Consider the following 25,442-nt stretch of genomic DNA (forward strand, 5'->3'; position numbering starts at 1 on the left):
AAGAAGAGAAGGGCACCAGTGCGTTCGGTCGAGGAGCAGCAGGCCAAAGTGACGGCGGCTGCGGTTGCGCCGCGCCCGGTTCGGGTGGCGATCGCCGAAGCCCAGGGTTTGTTGTGCGCCGAGGAAGTGGTGACCGCTCGGCCGCTACCCGGGTTTGACCAGGCCGCCATCGACGGATACGCCGTGCGCAGCGTGGATGTGCAGGCTGCCGGTGGTGTGGTGCGTGTGATCAGCCCGGGTGAAGGCGCCCCGGATGAGGAAGATGACCTCGAGGAATCCAGCGGCGAGATCGGAACGGTCGAGTTGCCCGTGGTCGGGACGGTGCGGGTAGGGGAGCGCACCCCCACCCGGCTGCAGCCCCGGCAGGCCGTGCGGGTGCAGACCGGTGCCCCGATGCCGACATTGGCCGATGCGGTGCTGCCGTTGCGCTGGTCCGAGGGTGGTGAGTCGCGGGTCAAGGTGCTGCGCGCGGTGCGTTCGGGTGACTATGTGCGGCGCACCGGTGATGACGTGCAACCCGGTGATGTCGCGGTCCGTGCGGGCACGATCATCGGCGCCGCGCAGGTGGGGCTGTTGGCCGCGGTGGGGCGTGATCGGGTGCTGGTGCATCCGCGTCCTCGGCTGTCGGTGATCAGCGTGGGTGGCGAGCTTGTCGACGTCGACCGCACGCCCGGCAACGGCCAGGTATATGACGTGAACTCCTATGCGCTGGCGGCCGCTGCCCGCGATGCCGGTGCCGATGTGAACCGGGTGGGCATCGTCAGCGCGGAGCCTGCCGCATTCCGCGAGGTGCTCGAGGGTCAGCTGAACCGGGCAGAGGTTGTCGTCGTCTCCGGTGCCGTCGGCGGTGCCGCCGCGGAGGGGATTCGTGAGGCGCTGTCGGCGCTGGGCGATATGGAGGTCGGGCGCATCGCGATGCATCCGGGTTCGGTGCAGGGCTTCGGTCAGCTGGGCCGTGACGCGGTGCCGACCTTCCTGCTGCCGGCGAACCCGGTGGGCGCCCTGGTGGTGTTCGAAGTGATGGTGCGGCCGCTGATTCGCCTTGCCCTGGGGCGCAGGCACGCGCAGCGCCGAATTGTCCAGGCGCGCACAGTTTCTCCTATTACCTCTATCGCCGGGCGCAAGGGTTTTCTGCGTGGCCAGCTGATGCGTGATCAGGACACCGGTGAGTATCTGGTGCAGATCCTGGGCGCGCCGGGTGCGTCCTCGCATCTTCTCGCCACGCTTGCGGAGGCCAATTGCCTCGTGATCGTGCCCGCCGAGGTGGAACAGGTTCGTACCGGGGAGATCGTCGAGGTCGCGTTCCTGGCGCAGCGCGGATGAGCGTCTGGCGTCAAGAGAGTGCACATCCCGGTTGGCCGATGCCGCTGGGAAAACTGCGCGTGCCCGCGGGAGTGGTGTCGGTGCGGCCCATCCGGTTGCGAGACGGGATGGCGTGGAGCCGGGCACGGCTGGCCGACCAGACACATCTCCAACCGTGGGAACCGTCCTCGGAGGTCGACTGGATGGCGCGGCACGGCGTGTCTTCCTGGCCCGCGTTGTGTTCGGGTCTGCGGGCCGAGGCGCGTAAGGGGCGGATGATTCCGTGCGCGATCGAGCTGAACGGGAATTTCGTCGGGCAGCTGACGATCGGCAATATCGCGCATGGCGCGCTGCGCTCGGCGTGGATCGGGTACTGGGTGGTCAGCACGGTTACCCGGCAAGGGGTGGCAACCGCGGCGCTCGCGCTGGGGCTCGATCACTGTTTCGGGCCGGTCACCCTGCATCGGGTGGAGGCAACGGTGCGGCCCGAGAACGGGGCCAGCCGCGCGGTGTTGTCCAAGGTCGGTTTCCGTGAGGAAGGTCTGCTCAAGCGGTATCTCGACGTCGATGGTGCCTGGCGTGACCATCTGTTGGTGGCGATGACGGTCGAGGAAGTGCGTGGGTCGGTGGCCGCGATGCTGGTGCGATCCGGAAACGCCGCCTGGGCCTGAACTCGTTCTTCCTGAGTCTGCGTCTCACGACGCTTTCGGGGGAAAAACCGTCGTGAGACGCAGACTCGCCATCTGACGTGCTTCGTCGACGCGGCTGACGATCGTGCCGGGGCGGTGCCGAAGCAGTTCAGAAGTCACCCGGATGATCGTCCAGCCTTCATCCGTGAGTGCTGCGGCACGGTCGATGTCCCGGGAACGTTGGCGTGGGTCTGTCCAATGCTGCGCGCCATCGAACTCGACTCCTACTTTCGCGTCCTCCCACCCCATGTCCACGCGTGCGACGAAGTCACCGAATCTGTCGAGCACTCGTATCTGCGTCTGAGGTTTGGGGAATCCGCTGCGGACCAGGAGCAGGCGAGTGCGGGTTTCCTGTGGTGACTCGGCTCCTGCGTCGACGAGTTCAAGCACTTCGCGTAGGCGCACGACGCCGCGGACGCCGGGATGGCCGGCCAGCACCGCGTGAACCTCGGGAGTCGTCAGGCCGGTCGCGTTCATCAGGGCATCGATTCTCTCCACGGCGTGGCCGAGGGGCAGCCGCCGCCCGAGGTCGAACGCCGTACGTGCGGGCGTCGTGGCATTCGTGCCGTGGACCTCGGTGATTTCGTTGGCGAGTAACGAATCCTGGTGGACTGTCAATCCGGACGGTGTCCGGTAGTTGTCAAAGACGAGTTCAGCTGGTCGATCGCCGTCTATCCATTTCGCACCGTGTAGTGCAGATGCCGACAGTCCGGCGACAATGCCCTGGCGTCGCGACCAGTACCAGGCCGCGACGGCTCGTTCGGTCGCCGAGAGCCGCGCATCTCTTGGCACGAATACGCCGGGGTACAGCTGCCGATACAACCGGCGCATCCGGCGTTCGGAGATCGCACCGGATGCGAGTACGTCCGCTGAGCGGAATGGCCACGGAATGTCCCCCATGGCGCGCAGCGTCCCACCGCGCTCCGACACCCCCGTAGCGAGTCTGCGTCTCGCGACGCTTTCGGGGGAAAAACCGTCGTGAGGCGCAGGCTCGCGAGATATTACTGAGACTGATGTGACTATTGGGGCCTGTGATGCTTGCCCCTGTAGAATTACAGGTGTGTAATTGGTATCGGCGCGCCTCATAACGTGCGCAGATCGCCAACCTAGCCTTGACCTGAGGCTTAAGGCGCAGAGGCACACCTGACGCGCACAGAAAGGAGCAGGCCGAAATGCCGAGCATCCCCCAATCGGTGTTGTGGATCGGACTGGTCGTGCTGTGGCTGTTCGTCCTGGTGCCGATGCTGATCAACAAGCGTGACGTGGTGAAGCGCACGAGCGACGTCGCCCTCGCCACCCGGGTTCTCAACGGGAAGGCCGCCAAGCTGCTGCGCCGCACCGGCCCTGCCGCCGGTCACCGTAGTGACCCCGACTTCCGTCGCGAGGACATCGACGAACTCGACGACGAGGACGAAGACTCGACCGGCGTCATCGCCAGCGAGCCCACCGAACAAGACAAGGACGCCGCGCAGGCCGTCAAGGCCATGGCCGTGCGCAAGGTTCGTCCCGAAAAGATCGAGACCGACGAGCCCGTAGACGTCGACGTCATCGACGAGGATGCGACCGCATTGCCGGCGGGCGAGGCCGCGTTGTCCGACGACCTCGAGGATCTGGAAGAGGCGCCCGTCGCCGAAACCGATTCGCGCAGCTATGAGTACGAGTACGTGGACGACACCTCGGGTCTGGCGATCCCTGCCGAGCCGGCACGGGAACGGCACCAGGCTCCGCCGGTGTACAGCTCCTCGCGTCGCCGCCGATTCGACCCCGACGTCATGGCCAAGGAGAACGCGCGCAAGTTCGCCTTCCGTAAGCGCGTGCTCATGGGTCTGGTCGCGGCAATGGTCATCGCCGGGGTAGTCGCGGCGACCGCGACCAGCACCGCGTGGTGGGCCTGCGGCGGTTTGGGTGTGGCGGCGGTGCTCTACCTGGGCTACCTGCGCCGTCAGACCCGCATCGAGGAGCAGCTGCGTCGTCGTCGCGCCGCGCGTTACCAGCGGGCGCGTGTGGTCGGCGTGGAGAACGTCGCGGACCGTGAGCTCGATGTGGTCCCGCAGCGGCTGCGCCGTCCGGGTGCCGCTGTCCTCGAAATCGATGACGAGGACCCGGTTTTCGAGCACCTGGATTACTACGACGAGCCACGGCAGTACCGTATGCCGCACGCTGTCGGTCAGTAGGCCGGGGCTGACGCTCTTCGCTCTTTACGGCTCATCGCACGATTCGGTCTGACGCGGGACCGGCTGGTAAGGTCTTAGCGTCTTGGGGCTATAGCGCAGTTGGTAGCGCGTCTCGTTCGCATCGAGAAGGTCAGGGGTTCGATTCCCCTTAGCTCCACCAAGAAAAACCCCCGGCTTGCCCGGGGGATTTTCATTTCTGTGGTTCGCCGGGCGATTCGGGCTCTTCCGTGGGCTTCGCGGCGCGGCCCGGATTGCCGATACGGCGGTTGAGCGCATACACAGGAGCCGCCGCGCGGGCCACCAACGGCGGAATCGCCTGTCGTGCCCTGCGGGTATTGAAGAGACCGGCGTTCATGCCGATACCGATAAAGGTCATCGCCACGATCGCTGCTATCCCGACGAACGTTGTCGTCATACGCCCCACAGTATCGTCAAGCGCTGACCTGTGCGTCGAGGCTGTGGCGTGGGCCGTCAGGACCGCGAGAGGCGCCGGGCGCCAAGCCAGCCGATCCCGGCGACCGCCGCCGGCACCCCGAACACCGCCAGCAACACGGGTAGTTCCTCGGCGACGCCGTACCCGGCCTCAAACACACCCACCCCCATGTTGAACACGGCAACGCCGGCCCAGGCAACCAGGAAGTGCGTGACGGCCGCCTGTATGCCGACCTTCTTGACCAGCGCACCGACGGCGAGAAACGCTAGTGCTGCGATAACTCCGACGATGATGATGATCGCGGTCCGGCTCATAGCTGTGAACTCTAGGTCATCGGATGCTGGACGGGGCAATGTCGAACGCGCGGGTGAAGGCGTAGGAGAACGCAGCGGGTGTGGCATAGCCGAGCCGCCCGGCAACCTGGGTCACCGACTGCTGCCGTAGCAGCGGAACCGCTGCGAGTAGTCGCGCCCGCACCCGCCACGCCGCCGGGCTCATCGCGACCTCATCGCGGAACCGGCGAGTCAGCGAGCGCTCGCTGGTGTTCAGCCGATGCGCCCATTGAGCATTGGAGACCGACACCTCCGGAGCATCGAGATACTCGTGACACAGCTGTGCCAGGTCGGGTGACCGCGGCACATCGACGTGCAACGGCAGCGCGGTGAAGGACGCCAGTTCATGCAGCAGGAGTGCGGTAAGTGCTCCGTCGCGCCCCGCGAGGTCGTAGTCGGCGGCCAGATCCGCTGCCGCGCACAGTAGTTCGTGCATCAATGGGCTGACGTCTACGACAACGCACGACGACGGCCACCACGGAACGGCCGACGGCTCGATGTAGAGGCTTCCGGTGCGTACCTCCAGCATCCGTACTCGATGACGCGTGCGCGCGGGGATCATGACCGCGCGACCGGTGGGCACTGTCCAGGTTCCGTCGTCGGTGTCCACGATCATCGTTCCGGTGGATCCGTAGAGGAACTGTGCGCGTCGGTGCTCATGCCAATCCAGCAGCTGCCCGTTGGTGTAGTCGGTGGCTATGGGCAGCACATCGCGGGGCAGATGGTCGACATCGGCGAGCGGTACGTTCCGCATCCCCACAGGGTATGGCTGAAATTCGAATGAATCGAGCTGGCATTCGATTGTCCGCAATCTCCCCGTCGGTTGGACTGACCTCATGGGCGTGATCGTGTTGGTGGTGATCGGGATTCTGGCGGGGCTCACCACGGTGCTGTTCGGTTTCGGCGGCGGATTCGTCACCGTTCCGGTGATCGTCTGGGCCGACAGTGCGCTCGCCGCGGGTGCCGCCGAGGTGGCGGTGGCGACCTCGGCAGTCGTCATGGTGGTGAACGCGGCCGCCGCCACCATGGCAACTCCGCGAGCCGTATTGGCGCACTTACGAAGTGCGGCAGCGCTCATCGCATTGCTGGGGTGCGGGGGCGTTCTCGGTGCGGAGCTGGCCAGGCTGGCGCCACCGCACCTCGCGATGTGGGGATTCGTGCTCTATCTCGCGGTGACGATCATCGATGTGCTGGCACGTCCCGGATTCCTGCGCCGCCCCACCATGATCGAGGGCTCCCTATCTGACTTCGCCATCTCCCCGCTACTGGGCGTGCCTATCGGTGCGGTCGCATCGTTTCTGGGAGTGGGCGGCAGCGTGATGACGGTTCCCTTGCTGCGCCGCAGCGGCCAGCCGATGAGTATGGCCACCGCACTGGCCAATCCGTTGACACTGGCGATCAGCGTGCCGGCATTGGCTGTCTTTCTCACCGGCACGTCAGCAGCAGCGGACGATCCGTACGTCATCGGCGCGGTGGATGTGCGATCTGCCGCTGCGCTTCTTATCGGAGCGCTGCCGATCGTGGTGTGGCTGCGGCGGCATCCCCCGCGGCTTTCTGATGTCGCGCACGCCTGGGTGTATGTCGCATTGCTCATCATTTCGGCCCTTGCGATGGTGCTCTCGCCGGGGGTCTTGTCGCCAGATTTCACCTGATAGACCCCGAACACCCAGGAATTTCCCAGGTTGAGAGTCCACAATTCTCAGATGGCGCGGACAGTATGGGTCGGATCGGGCCTCCTCGCACTCGTCGCGGTTGCCGGTTGCTCGCAGCCTGCGAGTCCGGTGGTGGAAACCTCCACGCCTGAGGTAACCGAACTCAAAGTCAGTGCCGCCGCCGCAGATTCGCTGTTCGCCGGGATCGATGTGGTCAAGTCGCTCGGCTTCCCGACGGCGGACACCACACATACCGACACGGCGCCGGTCTACGGGCCCGCCATCAACCCGTCGGACCCGTGCGGCGTGTTGCACGCGGCGTCGCAAGGCGACTTGGGCGACGGCTGGCAGGCGTTTCGCCAGCTGAATGTCGACAGCAGTGCGGACCCGCATCAGACACTGCGCGAGGCCATTGCGATTTATCCCGACAAGCCCGCCGCCCAAGCCGAATTCCGCCGCATCACAGAGGCTTTCAACACGTGCAAGGCGCATTCGCCCGGCGCGTACACGTTCGGCATGCGCAACCCGATCACGATCACCTGGGCCGACAACACCGGTGCCACGCACATCCACACCACGGGCAACGCGGTGTACGGGGTGACCTCGTCCGGAGCCACCGACAACGCTGAGGTCGCCGGTCAGGTTGCCAATCAGATGAAGACGAACATCATCGACCCTGCTTAGAACGAGCGTCTACTCGGTACTGTCCCGATGTGCTTACAGAGCTGTATCACGCTGCGGTCGTCTTCCTCGTGGTCCTGGCCATCGTCACCTTCGCCAGCGGCTTCTGGTTCACCAATCCCTACGGCCGGTTCGCCAAGCCTGACGAGAGGTTTACCGCACCCGCCAAGATCGGTTGGCTGATCTTTGAATGCCCGCAGTGGTGGGCGTTCACCGTCACCTTCTGGACCGTCGCGCACCACCACGGCGCACCGGCGCTCGTGCTGTATGCGTTGTGGCAGGGCCACTACCTGTACCGCGGACTGATCTATCCGCTCTCCCGTAAGGGCAGCGGAAAGCGATTCCCCTACAGCGGGATTGCCTTTGGCTTCGTCTTCAACGCGGTCAATGGTTTTGCCAACGGGTATGCGGTCGCCTTTGCCGCGCATCTGCAGAGTGCCGCCTGGTTCACCGACCCCCGGTTCATTCTCGGAGTCGTTGTGGCCCTCGGTGGCTGGTTGGTGAACTTCCAGGCCGACCGCATCCTCATCAACCTGCGAGCCGATGGTTTCGATGGATACCGCATTCCGTATGGCGGTGCGTTCAGGTGGGTGTCGGCGGCCAACTATTTCGGCGAGATCATCCTCTGGGCCGGTTGGGCATTGATGGCGTGGACGCTGCCCGGTCTGATCTTCGTGTTGTTCTCGATTGCCAATCTGCTGCCGCGGGCGCTCTCGATCCATCGGTGGTACCGCGAAACATTCCCTGACGAGTACCCGCGCGAGCGCAAGGCGATCGTTCCGGGGCTGCTGTAGGGACCTAAGCCACCAACTTTTACGCACTACTTCAATACGTAAGCGATTCGTGTAACACTGAGTTACATGATCAAGGTGGAGGTGTGCGACATGGCTGCTCCGGTAACGGCCTCATACCCGAAGACTCGGCGCATCAGGTTTTGGTTTGGTGACCCGGTCCCGATGCGAAGGCACTTCGCCGACAACGACATCGCGTTGAGCCATGTACTGGCGGGTGCCTCCGCGGTGTTCCCGCCGGGGGAGGAGTTCTTCGTCCGATCCGTGCGCCGCTACGCCGACAGGATCACCGAGCCCACACTCAAAAAACGTGTCGCCGGATTCATCGGCCAAGAAGTCACCCACGGGCTGCACCATCGCGAGCTCAACGAGAAGCTCACGGAAATGGGCTACCGCAGCAAGATGGTCGAGACCATCGGGCGCCGATCAGGCAAGGTCGAAGACCTGGTCGACAAGTACCTACCCAACATGGACCGCCTCAAATACATCCGGTTGACCATGCTGGCCGCGACCGCGGCACTCGAGCACTACACCGCGGTTCTGGCAGAGCGTCTGCTGGAAAGCGGCGACCTGCAGGCCATGGTGACCGATGACGAGGTGCGAAACCTGTTGTACTGGCACGCCATCGAGGAGCTCGAGCACAAATCGGTCGCCTTCGACGTCTACCGCGCGGTCGGTGGGCCGGAATGGCTGCGACGTGCGGTGATGGCCGTCATCTGGACCGGTACGGTGCCATTCGCCACCGCGGGCTCCTGGTTCTCCATAGCGTGGAGCGACCCGGATGGTCGGCGTCAACCGGGCCGCGTGCTGCGCGAGACGGTCGGGTTGATCCGCGGACCTCTGTTGAACGACGGGATGATCGGCCGGTTGGCCGTCTACATGAAGAAGGACTTCCATCCCGACGATCTCGACACCGAAGTGCTCCTGGAGCAGTGGCGGGCCGAACTGTTCGGTGCCGAGGGCACGCTGGTCGATCATTTGAAGTAGAGACAACAATGGCCCGGGCTTGTGGCCCGGGCCATTGTCAGGTGTCTGCTGTGTCAGCAGCTCAGCGCGACATGCGCGACCTTGCGATCGACAGTCGGCACGGTGGTGGGGTTGTTACGCACATCCCGGGCCGGCTGAACATTGTTCACCGGCGACTCCTGCGTGACAGACGCCACGGTGCACTTGCTCAGGTCCGCAGCGCCGGTCTTGGAGACGATCACTCGGTACCCATTGGTCTTGAGGTCATTGATGACAGCGCTGGCATCGCCCGATCCCGATGGTCCGGCGAGCGCGACACTTGCCGATCCCAGCGACGCCCCGATGACGCCAACTGCGGCAATACCTGCAAATAACAATCTCTTCACGATTTCACTCCTCTCGCCTCACTCCTCGTGGCATCGCTGTTACGGAAATGTGTCCGCATACCACACGAATGCCCGATCCCCGACTCGCCAAATCATCAACGCTCGTGAATCTGACCAGTCCAACGCACTAATACCCAGATTGATTCCCAATCGGGGAAATTAACGTCAAATTCACATTCTCGTCTGCGCCCGCTCTCAGGCGCCGCGCGTATCGGCCCGCGGGGCGTGCAACACCCAGCGAACTGGCAAATCTGGTTAGGTTAGGCTAACTAGACGTTGCAGTTAAGGGAGATGTACACCAATTTGTGATCGAGTACGCGGACCGGCAGCACCAGCCACTTGCCGCTGGGCATCCACGTCCGCTGATACTCGGTGCGGTAGACGTCCTGCCCATTGCGGATGTTGGACACCGTGCACTTATTGGTGGGGGCTGAGCCGTTTCGGTCGATGATGACCTGGTAGCCCTGCGACTGGTACTGGTTGATGACCGATTGCGCGTCATCGGCGAGCGCTGTCCCGGTAGTGAGAGCCATCAACGCGCCGACACCGAGTGCCGCAGTCGTTAGGCGAGCCGCCGTCTTCATCTCATACCGTCCTCACAGGTGTTAACTCTTGGCCACACAGACATTGTTCCCTATAGGTGCCATCGATTTTTGGGCCCGAATCGATACAGTGGCCGGGTGTTGAAGCCGGTGACCGTCAAGAGCTGGGGAATCTGGGCCACCTGCGCGCTGGCGCTCGTTGTGCCGGGCTGCGGCCGAACCGTCCAGAACCCCGTCAATCACAACGTGAAGATCGGAAACATCGCCTCACTGAAGAGCCAGTTCGGACCGGAGTTCGTCGTCAAGACTATGGAACCGGCGGGGATGGACCCCAAGCTGCTCTCCCCGGTGCCACTGCCCCAGGGGATGACGGTGGATCCGCCCGGCTGCGCCAAGTACAGCGGCGGTAGCGCCGTACCCGCCGGGCTCAAGGGGAACATGGCCGCGCTCACCGCCACGGGCGCCGGAAATCAGTACGTGGCGGTCGCGGTGGAAACCTCGCAGGAGGTCCCCTTCGATCCGGCGGTGTCGGCGGAATGCAAGAAGGTCGGCTTCCGCGGTAATGGGATCGCCGGGCAGACCGAGGTGATCGATGCACCCGCTATCGAGGGTGCGCGCACCCTCGCGATGAAGCGGGACGTGCTCAGCGGAACCTCGGGCAGGGCCGTGGGCCAAGAGGTGCTGAACTACTCGGCATATCTCGGTCGCTACATGGTGGTCGTCACGGTCAGCCCGGTTGCGGTCGGCAAGGTGCCGCCCGCGTTGCCCGACGGCAAGCGCGCATCGGATCTACTGGTCAAGGCAGTGGCCGCCGTCCGTTCTTAACGCACATCGCGGGGCCGGTACTGCAAGCTGATCCGCGGACCCACAGGCTTGGACGTCTTGGGGATCGCGTGTTCCCAGGTTCGTTGGCAGGTACCGCCCATCACCAAAAGGTCGCCATGGCCCACATGGATGCGAATCGATTCGCCCCCGAGTCGTGGCCGCAACGCGAAAGTGCGTGTCGCGCCGATGCTTACGATCGCGACCATGGTGTCTTCGCGTAGCCCGCGCCCGATGGTGTCACCGTGCCAGGCGACGCTGTCGGTGCCGTCCCGGTACTGGCACAGGCCCACCGTGGTGAATGGTTCGCCGAGCTCGGCGGTGTACTCGCTATTGAGGCGGTCGCAGATCGCCTCCAGCACCGGATGCGGTGGCGGGCCCGCGGTCAGATCATGGAAGCTGACCAGCCGGGGGACGTCGAGGGTGCGGTCATACATGCGGCGGCGCTCGGCGCGCCACGGTACCTGCGCCAACAGCTGACCCATGAGATTGTCGGCACGTCCAAGCCATTCATGGTGTACCTCAAGCCAAGCGCCGCCTGCCAACTCGCGGCGCGGGACCGGTGGGGCGCCGAACAGGGATGCCTGCACAGCGTGTGGAGAGGCTGTCACACCTTCATGGTATCGCACACATGTTCGATTGCGCGGCAAGCTAGCGTCTTCTCATGACGGATGCGCCAGTGCTGGGTGCCAATTCAGAGGTGGGACGGCTGCGGGCGGTGGTGTTGCACCGGCCCGGTGACGAGCTCAAGCGGCTGACTCCGCGCAACAACGACCAACTGCTGTTCGATGGTCTGCCCTGGGTGGCGCGCGCTCAGGAGGAGCACGATGCCTTCGCCGAGGTGCTGCGCTCGCGGGGTGTCGAGGTGCTGCTGCTCTCCGAACTATTGCGTGAGGCGCTGGCCAGTGGCGCCGCCAGGGTGCAGGGCATATCGGCGGCGGTGAACGCACGCAGGTTGGGTTATGCGCTTGCGCAGGATCTTTCGGAATACCTGCGGTCGCTGGACGCGGCCGATCTTGCCTACGTGTTGATGTGTGGGATGACGTTCGACGAACTACCGGTGGGCGGCAAGGTGGCGCAGCCATCGTTGGTGCGCACCATGCACCACGGATCGGACTTCGTCATCGAACCCCTACCCAATCTGCTGTTCACGCGCGACTCGTCCTTCTGGATCGGGCGTAAGTTCGCGATCACCTCGCTGGCACTTCCGGCGCGCGTCCGCGAGACCTCGCTCACCGACCTGATCTATGCCCACCACCCGCGGTTCCTTGGGGTGCGGCGGGCCTATGAGTCGCATTCGGCTCCCGTCGAAGGCGGCGATGTGCTGCTGCTGGGGCCCGGGGTGGTGGCAGTCGGTGTGGGGGAGCGCACCACGCCCGCCGGTGCGGAAGCCCTGGCGCGCAGCCTGTTCGACGACGACCTGGCCCACACCGTGCTCGCGGTGCCCATCGCGCAGGAACGCGCGTCCATGCACCTGGACACCGTCTGCACGATGGTCGACACCGACGCCGTCGTGATGTATCCGGCGGTTCAGGATTCGCTGTCGGCGTTCACCATTCGTCGTAACGATGGTGGGGTCAGCATTTCGGGTTCGGCACCGTTCGTGGAGGCGGCGGCCGACGCGATGGGCATCGGGAAGCTGCGTGTCATCGATACCGGGCTGGATCCGGTGACCGCCGAACGCGAGCAGTGGGATGACGGGAACAACACCCTGGCCTTGGCTCCCGGTGTGGTTGTCGCCTACGAGCGCAATGTGGAGACCAATGCGCGCCTGGAGGAATCGGGTGTGGAGGTGCTTGCCATCTCGGCATCGGAGTTGGGCACGGGCCGGGGCGGACCCCGCTGCATGTCCTGTCCGATATCGCGCGATCTCCTCTAGCAGCCGAGACGGGCTAGCGCCAGCTGGGCAGCCACATCTCCATGTTCCACATGAACGGTGAGATGGCGGCGCCGGTGAGGATCGGATACAGCCACGCGAAGTTGGTGACCACTACCGCCAGATAGAACGTGGCGATGAACATTCGCAACGTTTTTCGTTCCGGATTGGCCACCGGCTTGCGCAGGAAATCGCCGATGATGAACGCGATCATCATCACCAAGAACGGCACCATCGGGGTGGCGTAGAAGAAGTACATCTGCCGGTCGATGTTGGCGAACCAGGGCAGCCATCCCGCGCAGTAGCCGACCAGTGCCGCCGCATAGCGCCAGTCGCGGCGGACCACCGTCGCCCAGGTGGCCCACAACAGCACTGGGACCGCCAGCCACCAGATGGCCGGGGTGCCGACCAACAGCACCGCGCGCACACACGAATTGGCGCCACAGCCGGGAATGTTCTTGTCTTCGATGGCGTAGAGCAATGGTCGCAGCGACATCGGCCACGTCCACGGCTTGGATTCCCACGGATGATGATTGCCGTTGGCGTTGGTGAGCGTCGAATGGAATGTGTAGACGCTGTGCGTGTAGTACCACAGCGAGCGCAGGGCATCGGGTACCCAACTGCCGACACCGATCTGACGGCCCTCGGCATGCCGATTGATAGCCGTCTCGGAGGCGAACCACGACCAGTACGAGGCCATGTACACGAGGAACGGAATGACTACCAGCGCATATAGAGCCGGCCCCAGATCGCGTACCCCGGCGCCCGCCCAGGGACGCTGCACGCCGTAGGCGCGCCGTGCCGCGATATCGAAGGCGATGCACAGCACTCCGAAGAATGCGATGAAGTACAGCCCTGACCACTTTGTGCCGCAGGCCAATCCGAGCAGGATTCCGGCACCGAAACGCCACCACCGCACGCCCAGACGCGGCCCCCACACGGTCTCGCCGATGCGCCCGTCGAGGTATGCGTTGTACAGCCGCTCCCGCACCTGATCACGGTCGACGATCAGCGCGCCGAAGGCGGCCACCACAAACAGTGCCTGATACACGTCGAGCAGTGCGGTGCGCGCGGTCACGAAGCTGACGCCGTCCGCGATCAGCAGCAGTCCCGCGATGGCGCCCATCAGGGTGGACCGGCCGATCCGCCGGGCGATCCGGGCAACCAGCAGCACCAGGATGGTGCCCGAGAGTGCGGCGGCGAACCGCCAGCCGAATGCGTTGTATCCGAAGAGCCATTCGCCGAGGGCGATCATCTGTTTGCCGATGGGCGGATGCACCACCAGCCCGTAGCCGGGATTGTCCTCGACGCCGTTGTTGGTGACCACCTGCCAGCCCTGTGGCACGTAGTGCTTCTCGTCGAAGACAGGGGTGCCGCGATCGGTGAGGGCGCCGAGATTGATGAATCGGGTGAGCGCTGCGATTGCCGTGATGACGGCGGTCATCACCCAGCCCTGGAACCGGTCGGTGGGCCCGAAATCCGCGGGCGGTATCCGGGGCCCCGGGGACTCGGTGCCGTCCGAGCTCCGAGACGTCTCCCCCGTAGGGGGCAGGGTTGCGGGCACGGTCACACGCTCGATCGTAAGGGAGGGCCCGGCCCGGGCCTGTTGGTGCGGCGGGCTGGAGCGAGAGCGACGAGGGGATTTAGTCTTGCGGGATGGGGAACTTGCTGCTGGCGGCGACACCGCTGGGGGAGCCCGGGGATGCCTCGCCCCGATTGCGTGAGGCGCTGGCCAAGACCGCGGTGGTGGCCGCCGAGGACACTCGTCGGGTCCGGGCGCTCGCCAAATCGCTGGATGTGCAGATCAGCGGCCAGATCATCAGTTTCTACGACCAGAACGAAGCCAGCCGCATCGAGCCGCTGCTGGCCGATCTGGAGGCCGGGTACGACGTGCTGGTGGTCACCGACGCGGGCATGCCCTCGATCAGTGATCCGGGGTATCGCTTGGTCGCCGCATGCGTGAAACAGGGGATACCGATCAAATGCCTACCCGGGCCGTCGGCGGTGACGACGGCATTGGCCGTCTCGGGGCTCCCGGTCGACCGTTTCTGTTTCGAGGGGTTCGCGCCGCGCAAGCAGGGGGCGCGGCGGCGTTGGCTTGCCGAGCTTTCGGCGGAACCCCGCACCTGTGTGTTCTTCGAGTCGCCGCGCAGGCTGGCCGAGACTCTGTCCGATGCGGTGGAGGTGCTGGGCCCCGAACGCCGTGCGGCGGTATGCCGCGAGCTGACCAAGACCCATGAAGAGGTGTTACGGGGCACCCTGCGTGAGTTGGCCGTCTGGGCCGAGGGCGAGGTGCTGGGGGAGATCACGGTGGTGCTCGACGGTGGTCGCCCCGCCGTCCCCGAAATCGACACTCTGGTGACCAGGGTGGAGGAGCTGATGGACGACGGCATGGGGTTACGTGAGTCGTGCGCGATGGCCATCGGGGAGTCCGGCGCGACGCTGTCCAGGCGCGACCTTTACGACGCGGTGGTCAAAGCGCGGGCTTGAGCCCGGGTGTGAGCAATGCGGTCGCGGTGAGCTCGACCGTGGCAGCGGCCTTGTGCAGACACTCCTGCCATTCGGCTTCGATATCGGAGTCTGCGGTGATACCGCCCCCGACGCCGAGTACGGCGGATCCGTCGGGTGCGATTTCCACGGTGCGAATCGCGACGTTGAGTTCCAGGCCGGCCACCGGCGACAGCATGCCGACGGTGCCGCAGTACACCCCGCGGTTATCCGATTCCCATTGGCGCAGTAGTTGGCGGGCACGGGTTTTCGGTGTTCCGGTCACCGAGGCGGGCGGGAATGCGGCCGCCAGCAGATCTGCCGCAGTGGCCTCCGTAGGTATCTGCGCGGCGACGGTGGACACCAGATGCCACACACCGGGTGCCGGGTGGACAGCGAGGAGTTCGGGAACGGTGACAGTGCCGGTGATCGCGATGCGCCCGAGGTCATTGCGCACCAAGTCGGTGATCATGATGTTCTCGGCGACGTCCTTCACCGAGTTCAGCAATGCGGCGGGGTCCTCGGTCGCCGCGAGGGTGCCCTTGATGGGGCTGGAACGTACATCAGATCCGTTGCGTTGCAAGAATAATTCGGGTGACAGCGAGGCCACGGCACCCCAGGCGCCCGATACGAAGGCGGCTCGGGCCGGCGCGGTCTGGGTGATCGCATCGGTGAAGAAGTCCACCGGATCTCCCGTCAATGCCCCACGGAATTGCGTGCACACGCAGGCCTGGTACACCTCCCCGGCTGCGATGGCCTCCAGGCAGCGGCCGACGGCGGTGCGATGACGCTCGCGATCGGGAGCTGCCCACTCGATGGACCACACCTCGGGATCGCGGGGATGGGTGAGCGCCTGGACTATCCACGCAGGGCATTCTTCGTCGAGAAGGCTTTCGTACCACCAGCATTCGTCATTATCGAGGCGCAATACAGCATCACTCCAGCCTCCGGCCGAAGCGGGGAGCCGTGGGGCCCGGGCGTCTGCGGTCAGGTCCGGATATGCCCGATAGCCGATCCAGCCGCCTCCCACCGCGCCCGGCGGAGCGGTGTTCACATGAGAAGTATTGCCACTGAACGCCTGTCGCGGCAGCACCGCACGGGCGGCGAGGGAGGGGGCGATGATCGCCCGTGAGTCGAACCAGCATCCGGTCAATGCGGCAGGTGCCGGGCGTCCCGTCTCGCGCGCGGCGACGGCAAGGGATCGCAGCACGGCTGGCGGTGCGCCGAGATCGCCGAGCTGCTGGACGCGCATGGGTCTAGTTTCGCAGACCCTTCACCAGGATCGCGCGGGTGTACAGCAGTGAGAAGCCCTGACGCTGGGTGTTCTGCTGAGATTTCGATCCGGGCTGTGTGGTGACCACAGCCAGATCCGCAGCGGCACTTGCGGCTTCGTGGAGCCGGGTGGTCAGCAGTGCTGACTGGATACCGCGCCGCCGATGTGGCGCGGCGGTCGCCGCGCCGTTGAGCTGGGCCACCCCGTCGAGGATGCGCATGCTTGCGCCGCCCGCCACAACGCCCTGCCGCAGGGCGATGTAGCGCCGCACACCCTCCGTCGTCGAGAGTGCATCGATCGCACGGGAGAGCACCTCGCGGGGAAATGATTCGTGGGAGGCCACGCCCTGGTCATCGGGGACCGCGAACCCCTCGACGATGACGTCGAGCCAGCTGGCCAGCTCATCGACCCCGCTGTGGCGCACCGTGATGTCATCCGGGAGCACCGGCGCGGGGATATCGCGCAGCGTCAGGCCCAGTACGTCCTCGAACGACACCAGCAGGTAACCGCGCCGGGTCAGCAGCTCGGCGACCGCCGGATCGGCCAGGCTCGAGACCTCGGCCTGCACCGGGGTGTCGTGGTCGGCGAACATCTGCTCGACGGCCTCAAGCTCGGATGCGGTGGGCACGCCACCCCACCCGAGTCCGGAGATTTTGTTCATCGGTGAATCGGGTCCGGCATAGGACGCGACGCCCCCGGCCAGTGGTATCACGACACCGTCGTCACATCGCGCGGTTCCCGCGGCAATCGTGTCGGCTTCGGCGCGCTCAATGCGCGCGGCGGTATCGATGTCACAGAACACGCCGGTGATTGTGTCTGACAACCCGCCGGGACCGCCACCGGTTATCTGCTGATGTGGCGCGCTGTTTCGGCGGTGGCCAGCTTGTCGGGATTGCGGATCGCGAAAACGTGCGCCACCTTGCCGTCCGTGATCGATACCGCCAGCACGGCGTCGAGGCGGCCTTCGCTGTAGATCAGCAGCGCGGGCGTGCTGTTGTACGTGCTCAGTTCCATGCGCACGTCGGGGAATGACGCGGCCGCCCGCGAAAGCCCGATGGCGACGCGCGCCACTCTGTCGGCCCCGTACACCGGCCGCCGCGCGGCACTGACCTTCCCGCCGCCGTCCGATGTCCACACCGCGTCGGGGGCGAGTATTTCCACCAGTGCGTCGACATCGCCGCCCGCGGCGGCCAGCAGGAACTTGGTGGTCAGTTCCTCGGTCTGCTGATCAGTAGGGGTGAACCGGCGCCGGCGCGACTGCACATGCTCGCGGGCGCGGTGCGCCATCTGGCGCACCGCGGACTCCGATTTGCATACCGTGGAGGCGATTTCGGCGTAGTCGAAGCCGAAGACCTCTCGCATGACAAACACGGCACGCTCATCCGGCGCCAGCGTTTCCAGCACCACCAGCATGGCCATGGACACCGACTCGGCCAGAACCACGTCGGTCGAGGCGTCGTCGGTGCTGCCCTCGAAGGTCACCCGCACCGGCTCCGGCAGCCATGGTCCGACGTACTCCTCGCGCCGACGGCTGTTGGCCCGCAAGGTGTTCAGTGATTGGCGGCTGACGATCTGCGCCAGATAGGCCTTGGTGTCGGTGACCGTGTTCAGGTCCACCTGCGCCCACCGCAGATAGCTCTCCTGCAGTACGTCGTCGGCTTCCGTTGCGGAACCCAGCATTTCGTATGCGATGGTGAACAGCAGCGGGCGCAGGTGGGTGAACAGCTCGGCATGGGCGGAGTCGGACACCGCTAGGCCTGCACCTTGAGGGCCTCGGCGCGCTTGCCGCCCTGGGGCCAGAAGTACCACGTGGGGTGCTTTGCGGCAGTTGCCAGGATGGAAAGCGTTCCGTTGCAAACCATTTCCTTGATGGCGGCGCCTGCACGCCCGCCCACATACAGCTTGCGGGGGGTGTCGTCGGTGTGGCCCAACTGGATGACGGCAGCGTTGCGCCCGATGCTGACATTCTGTCCGGTGAAGATTTGGCTCCGTGCCTCCGGCTGCAGACCATCGACCAGCGCCAACACCGTCTTGACGGCGCGGGCTGCCAGTGGCCCGGCGGCCTGGCAGCTCATCCGAAGCGGCACGCCTGAGGGGCTGGCGGCGTCCCCGGCCGCGATGACGCGCGGGTTGTCCACGCTGACCAGCGTTTCGTCGGTGAGCAGTCTGCCCAGGGCATCTGTGCTCAGGCCGCTGTCGGCGGCCAGCTGTGGCACCCCGAATCCCGCGGTCCACACCGTGAGCGCGGTCGGCAGCACGCGTCCGTCGGACAGCGTCACCGAATCCTCGTCCACCCGCACCACCGTGGCGGGCACCAACACGTCGACGCCCAGCTTGTCCAGTCGCTTGGCGGCCGCGCGTCGGGCCGGATCGCCGAGGGACGGCAACAGTTGTGTGCCGCAGATCAGCGTCACGCGGCGACCGACCTCGGCCAGTTCTCCGGCCAGCTCGACGCCGGTCAGGCCCGCGCCGACGACCACGATCGGCGCCTCCGGCCCCAGCCTCTCGTACCGGGCCCGTACCTGCTGGGCGTGTTCGAACTCGTTGATGGACAACGCATGTTCTGCCACACCGGGGATGTCGGGGGTTGTGGTGGTACTTCCGACGGCGTAGACGAGGTAGTCGTACGGCAGCACCGTGCCGGAGGCGAGCTCCAGCTTCTGGGCACCGGCATCGATATGGGTGACCTTGTCGACCACGAGGCGGATGGCCGGGTTGAGCAGGGTGTCGTAGTCGGCGGTCGCGGTGCTGCTTCCGGCGACCAGCTGATGCAGCCGGATTCGTTCGACGAAGTGCGGTCGGGGGTTGACGAGGGTCACGGTCAGGTTCTTGTTGGCGAGCAATTGGTTGGCCGCCAGGGTTCCCGCGTAGCCTCCGCCGATCACGATCACTCGGGTGTTCTCGGTCATTTCGGTGACTTCCTTTCAGTCGCTGATGCCCTTAAGACACCGGCGCGACGAAATCTGTGACAGACCGTGACCGGGATCACTTTTGCGACCTACTTGGGCACCTGATACTTCGGGAACACACCCGTCGGTGCGGGCAGGCTCACACCGGGCTTGAGCCGTGTCCCGATCGCGGAGAAGTCCCGCTGATCTTCGGACTGGCCCAGCAGATCCAGCAGTTTGGCCGCGGACTCGGGCATCACCGGCTGCACCAGTAGCGCGACGATCCGCACCACCTCCAACGTGGTGTACAGCACGGTGCCGAACCGCAGCTGATCCTCGGCGCTGTCACTTTTGCCCAGCACCCAGGGCTCCTGCGCCGAGAAGTACCGGTTGCTCGCGCCCAGCACCTGCCAGATCGCCTCCAGCGCGAGATGCATCGCCGGCACCTCGAAATGGGTGCGGGCTTGTTCCAGCAGGCTGTCCGCGGCGCTGAGTAGTTCCAGATCCTCGGGTGCGAAGTCGCCCGGTTCGGGCACGATGCCGTCGAGATTCTTGGCGACCATGGACAGCGATCGCTGTGCCAGGTTGCCCAGTTCGTTGGCCAGGTCGGCGTTGATCCGCCCGATCAGACCGTCCTCGGTGTAGCTGCCGTCCTGGCCGAAGGGAACCTCGCGCAGCAGGAAGTAGCGCACCTGGTCCAGCCCGAAGGTGTCGATGAGGTTGATCGGGTCGACCACATTGCCGATCGACTTACTCATCTTCTCGCCCTTGTTGGTCAGGAAGCCGTGTGCGAAAACCCGCTTGGGCAGTTCGATTCTGGCCGACATCAGAAATGCCGGCCAGTACACGGTGTGGAACCGGCTGATGTCCTTGCCGATCATGTGCAGATCGGCGGGCCAATACCGCGTGAACGAGTCCGACGAGGTGTCGGGGAAGCCCACCCCCGTCAGATAGTTGGTGAGGGCGTCCACCCACACGTACATGACGTGTTCGGGGTGGTCGGGTACCGGCACACCCCAGTCGAACGTGGTGCGGGAGATGGACAGATCGCGCAGACCACCGGAGACGAAGCTGACGATCTCGTTGCGCCGCACCGCCGGGCCGATGAACTCCGGATGGGCCTCGTAATGTGCCAGCAGTTTGTCCTGGTAGTTCGACAGCCTGAAGAAGTAGGAATGTTCCTCGGTCCAGTCGACTGGGGTTCCCGTCGCGGTGGCTGTGCGGGTGCCGTCGGGGGCGACGGTGGTTTCGGCGTCGGTGTAATACGCCTCGTCACGCACCGAGTACCAGCCCGAGTAGGTGTCCAGATAGATGTCGCCGTTATCGGCCATCCGGCGCCAGATCGCCTTCGATGCCTCGTAGTGATCGGGGTCGGTGGTTCGGATGAACCGATCGAAGGAGATGTTGAGCTTGCGCTGCAACGCCTCGAACACGTCGGAATTGCGCCGGGCTAGTTCCGCCGTCGGGATTCCGGCTGCCGTGGCCGTCTGCGCCACCTTCAAGCCGTGTTCGTCGGTACCGGTGAGGTAACGCACGTCGAAGCCGTCCAGCCGCTTGAAGCGGGCGACCGAATCGGTCGCGACGTACTCGTACGCGTGGCCGATGTGCGGCTCACCGTTGGGGTACGCGATGGCGGTGGTGATGTAGAACGGATCCAATGATTCAGGCATGGTCTGAGCAACTTTATAGACTGGTGTTCTGATGACGCCCGGCAATAAGAGGCAAGCCCCGCCCAACCCCGAGCCGCTCGCGCCCCTCATCGATGCGCACACCCATCTGGATGCATGCGGCGCCGTCACGGACCAGGACGTGCGTGCCATCGTCGATCGCGCGGAGTCCGTAGGTGTGGGACGTGTGGTGACAGTGGCCGATGATCTTGAGTCGGCGCGGTGGGCGGTGTCGGCCGCCGCGAGTGATCCGCGGGTGTACGCCGCCGTGGCGCTGCATCCCACCCGTGCCGGTGATCTCACCGACGGTGCGCGTGCGCAGTTGGAAAATCTGGCCGCACATCCCCGCGTCGTGGCCATCGGCGAGACCGGTTTGGATCTGTATTGGCCGGGCCGATTGGAGGGCTGCGCGGAGCCCTCGGTTCAACGCGAAGCATTTGCTTGGCATATCGAACTGGCTAAGCGGACGGGCAAGGCGCTGATGATTCACAACCGCGATGCCGACGCCGAAGTGCTCGATGTGCTGAAGTCCGAGGGCGCGCCGGCCACGGTTATCTTCCACTGCTTCTCATCGGATGCTGAGATGGCGAAGAGATGCGTCGCTGAGGGCTGGATCTTGAGCTTGTCGGGGACGGTGAGTTTCAAGAACGCGCATGCGCTCCGGGAGGCCGCCGCGCTCATTCCCGACGAACAACTGCTGGTAGAGACCGATGCCCCCTACCTGACCCCCCATCCGTATCGGGGTGCACCGAATGAGTCGTACTGTCTGCCGTACACCGTCCGGGCCCTCGCCGAGATAACCGGGCAACGCCCGGAGCGATTAGCGGCCGCGTCCACGGCGACGGCAGTAAGGGTGTTCAAGATGGTTGATGAGTTGCCTCCGCGCGATGCTTTCGTTACCGTGTCGTGATCAGATTGCCGGGTGGTGTCACCGTTGACTACCGGTATCGAGGCACCGAAACGAACGCAGGAATCTCCTACTCGTGAATGCACTGACGAAGCTCAACGCAACGCGATCGCCCTTGCTGCGCGCCCTTGTGGCCGCCCTGCTGGTGGTGATCGGCGCGGGCGGTGGCTACGCCATCGCTGCGCACAAGACTCTGACTCTCAACGTCGACGGGAACGCCATGACGGTCACGACCGTCAAGTCGCAGGTGTCCGAGGTCCTGGCCGACTACGGGTATGCGCTGACGGATCGTGACGATGTCGCTCCCGCCAAGCACGACGCGGTGCGCGACGGCGACACCATCGTGCTCAAGCGCTCGCGCCCGCTGGACATCTCCGTGGACGGGCAGGGCACCCAGCAGGTCTGGACCACCGCCAACACGGTGAACGACGCGCTGTCTCAGTTGTCCATGACCGACACCGCCCCGACCGCCGCCACACGCGGCAGCCGTCTCCCGTTGGAGGGCATGTCGCTGGCGGTGGTCAGTGCCAAGACCGTGCGCCTGAACGACGGCGGTGCGATCAGCACCCCGCGTATCGCCGCGCCCACCGTGGGAACGCTCCTGGAGGCCACCGGTAACCCGCTGCAGCAGTTCGACACCGTCGATCCCGCGCCGAGCACTCCCGTGACCGCCGATATGCCGATCACTGTGACGCGCATCCGCGTCAGCAAGGTGACCGAACAGGCTCCGTTGGCTCCGACTCCTCAGAAGATCGAAGACGCCGACATGAACATGAGCCGCTCGGTCGTCGAAGACCCGGGCGCTCCCGGTACTCAGGACATCGTGTACTCGGTGCTGACGGTCAATGGCCGCGAAACCGGGCGTATGCCGGTGTCCAACAACGTGCTGACCCCCGCCCGCGACTCGGTGCTGCGGGTTGGTGCCAAGCCGGGCACCGAGGTGCCCGCGGTGACCCGTGGCTCGGCGTGGGACGCCCTGGCTTCCTGTGAGGCCGGTGGCAACTGGGCCATCAACACGGGCAACGGCTTCTACGGCGGCGTGCAGTTCGATTACGGGACCTGGCTGGCCCACGGCGGCGCCAAGTACGCACCGCGTGCCGACCTCGCGACGCGTGAGGAACAGATCGCCATCGCCGAGAAGACGCTGGCTGTGCAGGGTTGGGGCGCTTGGCCGGTATGCAGCGCGAGGGTCGGTGCCCGCTGACCATCAGGCTGCTCGGCCGCACCGAGATCCGACAACTGGCCAAGGATCTCGATTTCCGACCGACGAAGACGCTGGGCCAGAACTTCGTTCACGACGCCAACACCATTCGCCGGATTGTGTCGGCATCGGGTGTCGGTAAGGGCGATCACGTCATCGAGGTGGGGCCCGGCCTGGGCTCACTGACGCTGGGGCTGCTGGACAAGGGCTGTGCGGTGACCGCCGTCGAGGTGGATCCGGTGTTGGCTCGACGCCTTCCGGCCACCGTCAAGGAGCACTCGCACAGCGAGTTCAACCGGTTCTCGGTGATTCACCAAGACGTACTGAAGCTCACCCCCGCCGATATCACGGGGGATCCGCCGACGGCCATGGTGGCCAACCTGCCCTACAACGTCGCGGTCCCGGCGCTACTGCGGATTCTGACCGAATTCGAGTCGGTGAAGACCATTTTGGTGATGGTCCAGTCCGAGGTGGCCGATCGGCTGACGGCGGAGCCGGGTTCGCGGATCTACGGTGTGCCGAGTGTGAAGGTGCGCTACTTCGGCAAGGTGAAGCGTCTCGGTACGGTGTCTCCCGCGGTGTTCTGGCCGATTCCGCGGGTGTACTCGGGTCTGGTGCGCATCGACCGCCATCCTGACGCGATCTGGCCCTCCGATGCCGGGTTCCGTAAGGAGCTCTTCGACCTCATCGACATCTCATTCGCCCAGCGCCGCAAGACCTCTCGTAACGCATTCGCGGAGTGGGCGGGCTCGGGTGACGAGTCGGCACGCCGGCTGCTGGCTGCCAGTATCGATCCGGCGCGGCGCGGCGAGACGCTGGATGTCGCCGATTTCGCCCGGCTGCTGGAGCGTTCGGCGATCGTCTAGGTTCTACTTGTCTCCGAGGTTGGGCGGATCGTCCATCATCGGAGTCTCCGCGATCACCGGGTATTGCCCGGTGTAGCCCACGCGCTCGCGGGCCAGCTGCATGACGCGTTCCTTGGATAGGTACCAGCCGATGATGAGCAGCGGCGTGAAGATGCCCAGAGCCACCAGGTTCCAATAGTTTTCGTAACACATGAGCACCAGCACCACCAGCAGGAAAATGAGTGTGGCGTACCCGGTGTAGGGAGCGCCGGGCATCTGGAACTTGCCGCGTTGCAAGATGCCCCGTTGCGTCCATTGGTACAGCCGCAGCTGACAGATGACGATGGTGGCCCACGAGGCGATGATTCCGAGTGCTGCCACATCTAGCGCGGTCTCGAACGCCTTGGCCGGGATGACCATGTTCATGAAGACGCCGACGACGGTGAAGCACGCGGTCAGTGCGATGCCCGCGAAAGGGACGCCGTTGGATGACATGCGGGACAAGAGTTGCGGTGCACTGCCATTCATGGACATGGAACGCAAGATGCGGCCGGTGCTGTACAGGCCCGCGTTCAGGCTTGAGAGCGCGGCAGTGAGCACCACAAAGTTCATGATGTCGCCGGCGTAGGGCAGACCCACCCGAGAGAAGAACGTCACGAACGGGCTCTCGCCCTCCTTGTAGAGGGTGTAGGGCAGCAGCAATGCCAGCAGAATCAATGAGCCGACGTAGAAGACGGCGATACGAATCACCACGGCGTTGATGGCCTTCGGCATGACCTTCTCGGGGTTCTCCGTCTCACCCGCCGCGGTGCCCACCAATTCCACTGAGGCGTAGGCGAAGACCACACCGGAGGTGACCACCACCAGGGCCAATAGTCCGGTGGGGAAGAGTCCACCGTTGTCGGCGAGTATCGAGGGCCCGGTGGCGGCACCTTCGACGGTGAATCGTCCCGCCAAGAACACGATGCCGACGATCAAGAAGGCCACGAGTGCAACGACTTTGATGAGTGCGGCCCAGAACTCCATCTCGCCGAACAGCTTGACGCTGATCATGTTCATGGTGAGCACGATGACCAGGGCGATGAGTGCGATGGTCCACTGGGGAATGGCCTTGAAGGATCCCCAGTAGTGCATGTACAGGGCGATCGCGGTGACATCCACAATCGAGGTGGCCGCCCAGTTGACGAAGTACATCCAGCCGGCGACGTAAGCGGCCTTCTCCCCGAGGAATTCACGCGCGTATGACACGAAGGACCCCGATGACGGGCGGTGCAGCACCAGCTCGCCCAGGGCGCGCAGCATGAAGAAGACGAAGATGCCGCAGACCGCGTAGACGAGCCAGAGGCTTGGCCCGGCCTCATGCAGTCGTTTTCCGGCACCCATGAACAGGCCGGTGCCGATGGCACCGCCGATCCCGATCATCTGGACTTGGCGGTTCTTCAGGCCTTTGTGATATCCCTCGTCCTCGCGAGTGAGGGCGGACGTATCGTAATTAGCTGGAGATGCCATGGGGCGACGGTACCGGGGA

General features: G+C 65.0%; 27 protein-coding genes and 1 tRNA gene. 14 read left to right on the top strand and 14 right to left on the bottom strand.

The genetic code is table 11. The features are described from left to right. Positions 1-18 precede the first annotated feature (18 nt). Positions 19-1,323, top strand: a complete 1,305-nt coding sequence (gene glp, locus RHO23_RS01295) for a gephyrin-like molybdotransferase Glp (protein ID WP_030094536.1) — start codon at positions 19-21, stop codon at positions 1,321-1,323. After that, the gene (locus RHO23_RS01300) at positions 1,320-1,973 is read left to right on the top strand and encodes a GNAT family N-acetyltransferase (protein ID WP_044104202.1); all 654 of its coding nucleotides are present in this window, start codon (positions 1,320-1,322) and stop codon (positions 1,971-1,973) included. Before glp ends, RHO23_RS01300 begins: the two co-directional genes overlap by 4 nt. 24 nt (positions 1,974-1,997) lie before the next feature. On the opposite strand, the gene RHO23_RS01305 is transcribed toward RHO23_RS01300, so the two are convergent. Next, entirely contained in the window at positions 1,998-2,891 is an 894-nt protein-coding gene (locus RHO23_RS01305; RefSeq protein WP_423488577.1) for a DUF559 domain-containing protein, read from the bottom strand. A gap of 272 nt (positions 2,892-3,163) precedes the next feature. On the opposite strand from RHO23_RS01305, the gene glpR reads away from it, so the two are divergent. Both glpR and RHO23_RS01315 read left to right on the top strand, forming a co-directional pair. Beyond that, positions 3,164-4,165 (top strand): gephyrin-like molybdotransferase receptor GlpR, encoded by a 1,002-nt coding sequence (glpR, locus tag RHO23_RS01310; RefSeq protein WP_423488578.1) that lies wholly within the window; start codon positions 3,164-3,166, stop codon positions 4,163-4,165. 84 nt (positions 4,166-4,249) lie between these two features. After that, a tRNA-Ala gene (locus tag RHO23_RS01315) sits at positions 4,250-4,325 on the top strand. Between the two features lie 30 nt (positions 4,326-4,355). Here RHO23_RS01315 and RHO23_RS01320 read toward each other — a convergent pair. The 3 genes from RHO23_RS01320 to RHO23_RS01330 are packed head-to-tail and all read right to left on the bottom strand — an operon-like array spanning position 4,356 to position 5,684. Then, positions 4,356-4,580: a hypothetical protein gene (locus RHO23_RS01320; protein WP_030094540.1), complete on the bottom strand. Its 225-nt coding sequence runs from the start codon at positions 4,578-4,580 to the stop codon at positions 4,356-4,358. A gap of 56 nt (positions 4,581-4,636) precedes the next feature. Next, entirely contained in the window at positions 4,637-4,912 is a 276-nt protein-coding gene (locus RHO23_RS01325; RefSeq protein ID WP_030094541.1) for a hypothetical protein, read from the bottom strand. Between the two features lie 16 nt (positions 4,913-4,928). Then, complete coding sequence (locus RHO23_RS01330; protein WP_423488579.1) at positions 4,929-5,684, bottom strand: AraC family transcriptional regulator; 756 nt, start codon at positions 5,682-5,684, stop codon at positions 4,929-4,931. Positions 5,685-5,772: 88 nt separating this feature from the next. On the opposite strand from RHO23_RS01330, the gene RHO23_RS01335 reads away from it, so the two are divergent. The 4 genes from RHO23_RS01335 (at position 5,773) to RHO23_RS01350 (ending at position 9,041) form a co-directional block, all read left to right on the top strand. Further along, on the top strand, positions 5,773-6,582 hold the full coding sequence (locus tag RHO23_RS01335) for a sulfite exporter TauE/SafE family protein (RefSeq protein WP_423489143.1): 810 nt from the start codon (positions 5,773-5,775) through the stop codon (positions 6,580-6,582). Positions 6,583-6,633: 51 nt separating this feature from the next. Then, positions 6,634-7,266, top strand: coding sequence for a sensor domain-containing protein (locus RHO23_RS01340; RefSeq protein WP_101312637.1), 633 nt, complete (start codon positions 6,634-6,636; stop codon positions 7,264-7,266). 29 nt (positions 7,267-7,295) lie between these two features. Next, positions 7,296-8,057 carry a DUF1295 domain-containing protein gene (locus tag RHO23_RS01345; RefSeq protein WP_064407965.1) on the top strand — a complete coding sequence of 254 codons (762 nt, stop codon included), beginning with the start codon at positions 7,296-7,298 and terminating at the stop codon, positions 8,055-8,057. A 90-nt stretch (positions 8,058-8,147) separates the two neighbouring features. Continuing rightward, positions 8,148-9,041 carry a metal-dependent hydrolase gene (locus tag RHO23_RS01350; protein ID WP_064410168.1) on the top strand — a complete coding sequence of 298 codons (894 nt, stop codon included), beginning with the start codon at positions 8,148-8,150 and terminating at the stop codon, positions 9,039-9,041. A gap of 53 nt (positions 9,042-9,094) precedes the next feature. On the opposite strand, the gene RHO23_RS01355 is transcribed toward RHO23_RS01350, so the two are convergent. Both RHO23_RS01355 and RHO23_RS01360 read right to left on the bottom strand, forming a co-directional pair. After that, on the bottom strand, positions 9,095-9,406 hold the full coding sequence (locus RHO23_RS01355) for a hypothetical protein (protein ID WP_057963775.1): 312 nt from the start codon (positions 9,404-9,406) through the stop codon (positions 9,095-9,097). 269 nt (positions 9,407-9,675) lie between these two features. After that, positions 9,676-9,990 carry a hypothetical protein gene (locus RHO23_RS01360; RefSeq protein WP_057963776.1) on the bottom strand — a complete coding sequence of 105 codons (315 nt, stop codon included), beginning with the start codon at positions 9,988-9,990 and terminating at the stop codon, positions 9,676-9,678. A gap of 96 nt (positions 9,991-10,086) precedes the next feature. On the opposite strand from RHO23_RS01360, the gene RHO23_RS01365 reads away from it, so the two are divergent. Then, complete coding sequence (locus RHO23_RS01365; RefSeq protein ID WP_064407966.1) at positions 10,087-10,773, top strand: DUF5642 family protein; 687 nt, start codon at positions 10,087-10,089, stop codon at positions 10,771-10,773. Here the strand turns inward: RHO23_RS01365 and RHO23_RS01370 are convergent. Beyond that, on the bottom strand, positions 10,770-11,381 hold the full coding sequence (locus RHO23_RS01370; protein ID WP_030094550.1) for an alpha-ketoglutarate-dependent dioxygenase AlkB family protein: 612 nt from the start codon (positions 11,379-11,381) through the stop codon (positions 10,770-10,772). The two genes, RHO23_RS01365 and RHO23_RS01370, sit on opposite strands and share 4 nt — an antisense overlap. A 53-nt stretch (positions 11,382-11,434) precedes the next feature. Between RHO23_RS01370 and arcA the strand changes: the two genes are divergently transcribed. Then, a complete protein-coding gene (arcA, locus tag RHO23_RS01375) occupies positions 11,435-12,649 on the top strand; it encodes an arginine deiminase (RefSeq protein WP_101312640.1) in 1,215 nt (404 codons plus the stop codon). Positions 12,650-12,662: 13 nt separating this feature from the next. Here arcA and RHO23_RS01380 read toward each other — a convergent pair whose 3' ends face one another. Then, positions 12,663-14,216, bottom strand: a complete 1,554-nt coding sequence (locus RHO23_RS01380; protein WP_423488580.1) for a dolichyl-phosphate-mannose--protein mannosyltransferase — start codon at positions 14,214-14,216, stop codon at positions 12,663-12,665. An 86-nt stretch (positions 14,217-14,302) separates the two neighbouring features. Here RHO23_RS01380 and rsmI point away from each other — a divergent pair, with 86 nt between their 5' ends. Then, on the top strand, positions 14,303-15,136 hold the full coding sequence (gene rsmI / locus RHO23_RS01385) for a 16S rRNA (cytidine(1402)-2'-O)-methyltransferase (protein WP_057963779.1): 834 nt from the start codon (positions 14,303-14,305) through the stop codon (positions 15,134-15,136). Here the strand turns inward: rsmI and RHO23_RS01390 are convergent. The 5 genes from RHO23_RS01390 to metG form a co-directional block, all read right to left on the bottom strand. Further along, positions 15,120-16,385, bottom strand: coding sequence for an aminodeoxychorismate synthase component I (locus RHO23_RS01390; RefSeq protein ID WP_423488581.1), 1,266 nt, complete (start codon positions 16,383-16,385; stop codon positions 15,120-15,122). The genes rsmI and RHO23_RS01390 overlap by 17 nt on opposite strands. 4 nt (positions 16,386-16,389) lie before the next feature. Beyond that, positions 16,390-17,208, bottom strand: coding sequence for a GNAT family N-acetyltransferase (locus RHO23_RS01395; protein ID WP_064407969.1), 819 nt, complete (start codon positions 17,206-17,208; stop codon positions 16,390-16,392). Positions 17,209-17,249: 41 nt separating this feature from the next. Continuing rightward, positions 17,250-18,155 carry an RNA polymerase sigma-70 factor gene (locus RHO23_RS01400; RefSeq protein ID WP_030094556.1) on the bottom strand — a complete coding sequence of 302 codons (906 nt, stop codon included), beginning with the start codon at positions 18,153-18,155 and terminating at the stop codon, positions 17,250-17,252. Positions 18,156-18,157: 2 nt separating this feature from the next. Further along, complete coding sequence (locus RHO23_RS01405; RefSeq protein ID WP_423488582.1) at positions 18,158-19,315, bottom strand: NAD(P)/FAD-dependent oxidoreductase; 1,158 nt, start codon at positions 19,313-19,315, stop codon at positions 18,158-18,160. Between the two features lie 89 nt (positions 19,316-19,404). Further along, the gene (metG, locus tag RHO23_RS01410) at positions 19,405-20,964 is read right to left on the bottom strand and encodes a methionine--tRNA ligase (protein WP_423488583.1); all 1,560 of its coding nucleotides are present in this window, start codon (positions 20,962-20,964) and stop codon (positions 19,405-19,407) included. A 31-nt stretch (positions 20,965-20,995) separates the two neighbouring features. Between metG and RHO23_RS01415 the strand changes: the two genes are divergently transcribed. From RHO23_RS01415 to rsmA, 3 genes are all read left to right on the top strand, one after another. Continuing rightward, positions 20,996-21,871, top strand: coding sequence for a TatD family hydrolase (locus RHO23_RS01415; RefSeq protein ID WP_423488584.1), 876 nt, complete (start codon positions 20,996-20,998; stop codon positions 21,869-21,871). A gap of 73 nt (positions 21,872-21,944) precedes the next feature. Then, entirely contained in the window at positions 21,945-23,072 is a 1,128-nt protein-coding gene (locus RHO23_RS01420; RefSeq protein WP_046252756.1) for a resuscitation-promoting factor, read from the top strand. Further along, positions 23,045-23,935 (top strand): 16S rRNA (adenine(1518)-N(6)/adenine(1519)-N(6))-dimethyltransferase RsmA, encoded by an 891-nt coding sequence (gene rsmA, locus RHO23_RS01425; RefSeq protein WP_057968640.1) that lies wholly within the window; start codon positions 23,045-23,047, stop codon positions 23,933-23,935. Before RHO23_RS01420 ends, rsmA begins: the two co-directional genes overlap by 28 nt. 3 nt (positions 23,936-23,938) lie before the next feature. Here rsmA and RHO23_RS01430 read toward each other — a convergent pair whose 3' ends face one another. Beyond that, positions 23,939-25,423 carry an amino acid permease gene (locus RHO23_RS01430; RefSeq protein ID WP_057963786.1) on the bottom strand — a complete coding sequence of 495 codons (1,485 nt, stop codon included), beginning with the start codon at positions 25,421-25,423 and terminating at the stop codon, positions 23,939-23,941. Between the last annotated feature and the right edge of the window lie 19 nt (positions 25,424-25,442).

Source organism: Mycobacteroides sp. PCS013 (genome assembly GCF_049532645.1).
GTDB lineage: Bacteria > Actinomycetota > Actinomycetes > Mycobacteriales > Mycobacteriaceae > Mycobacterium > Mycobacterium gwanakae.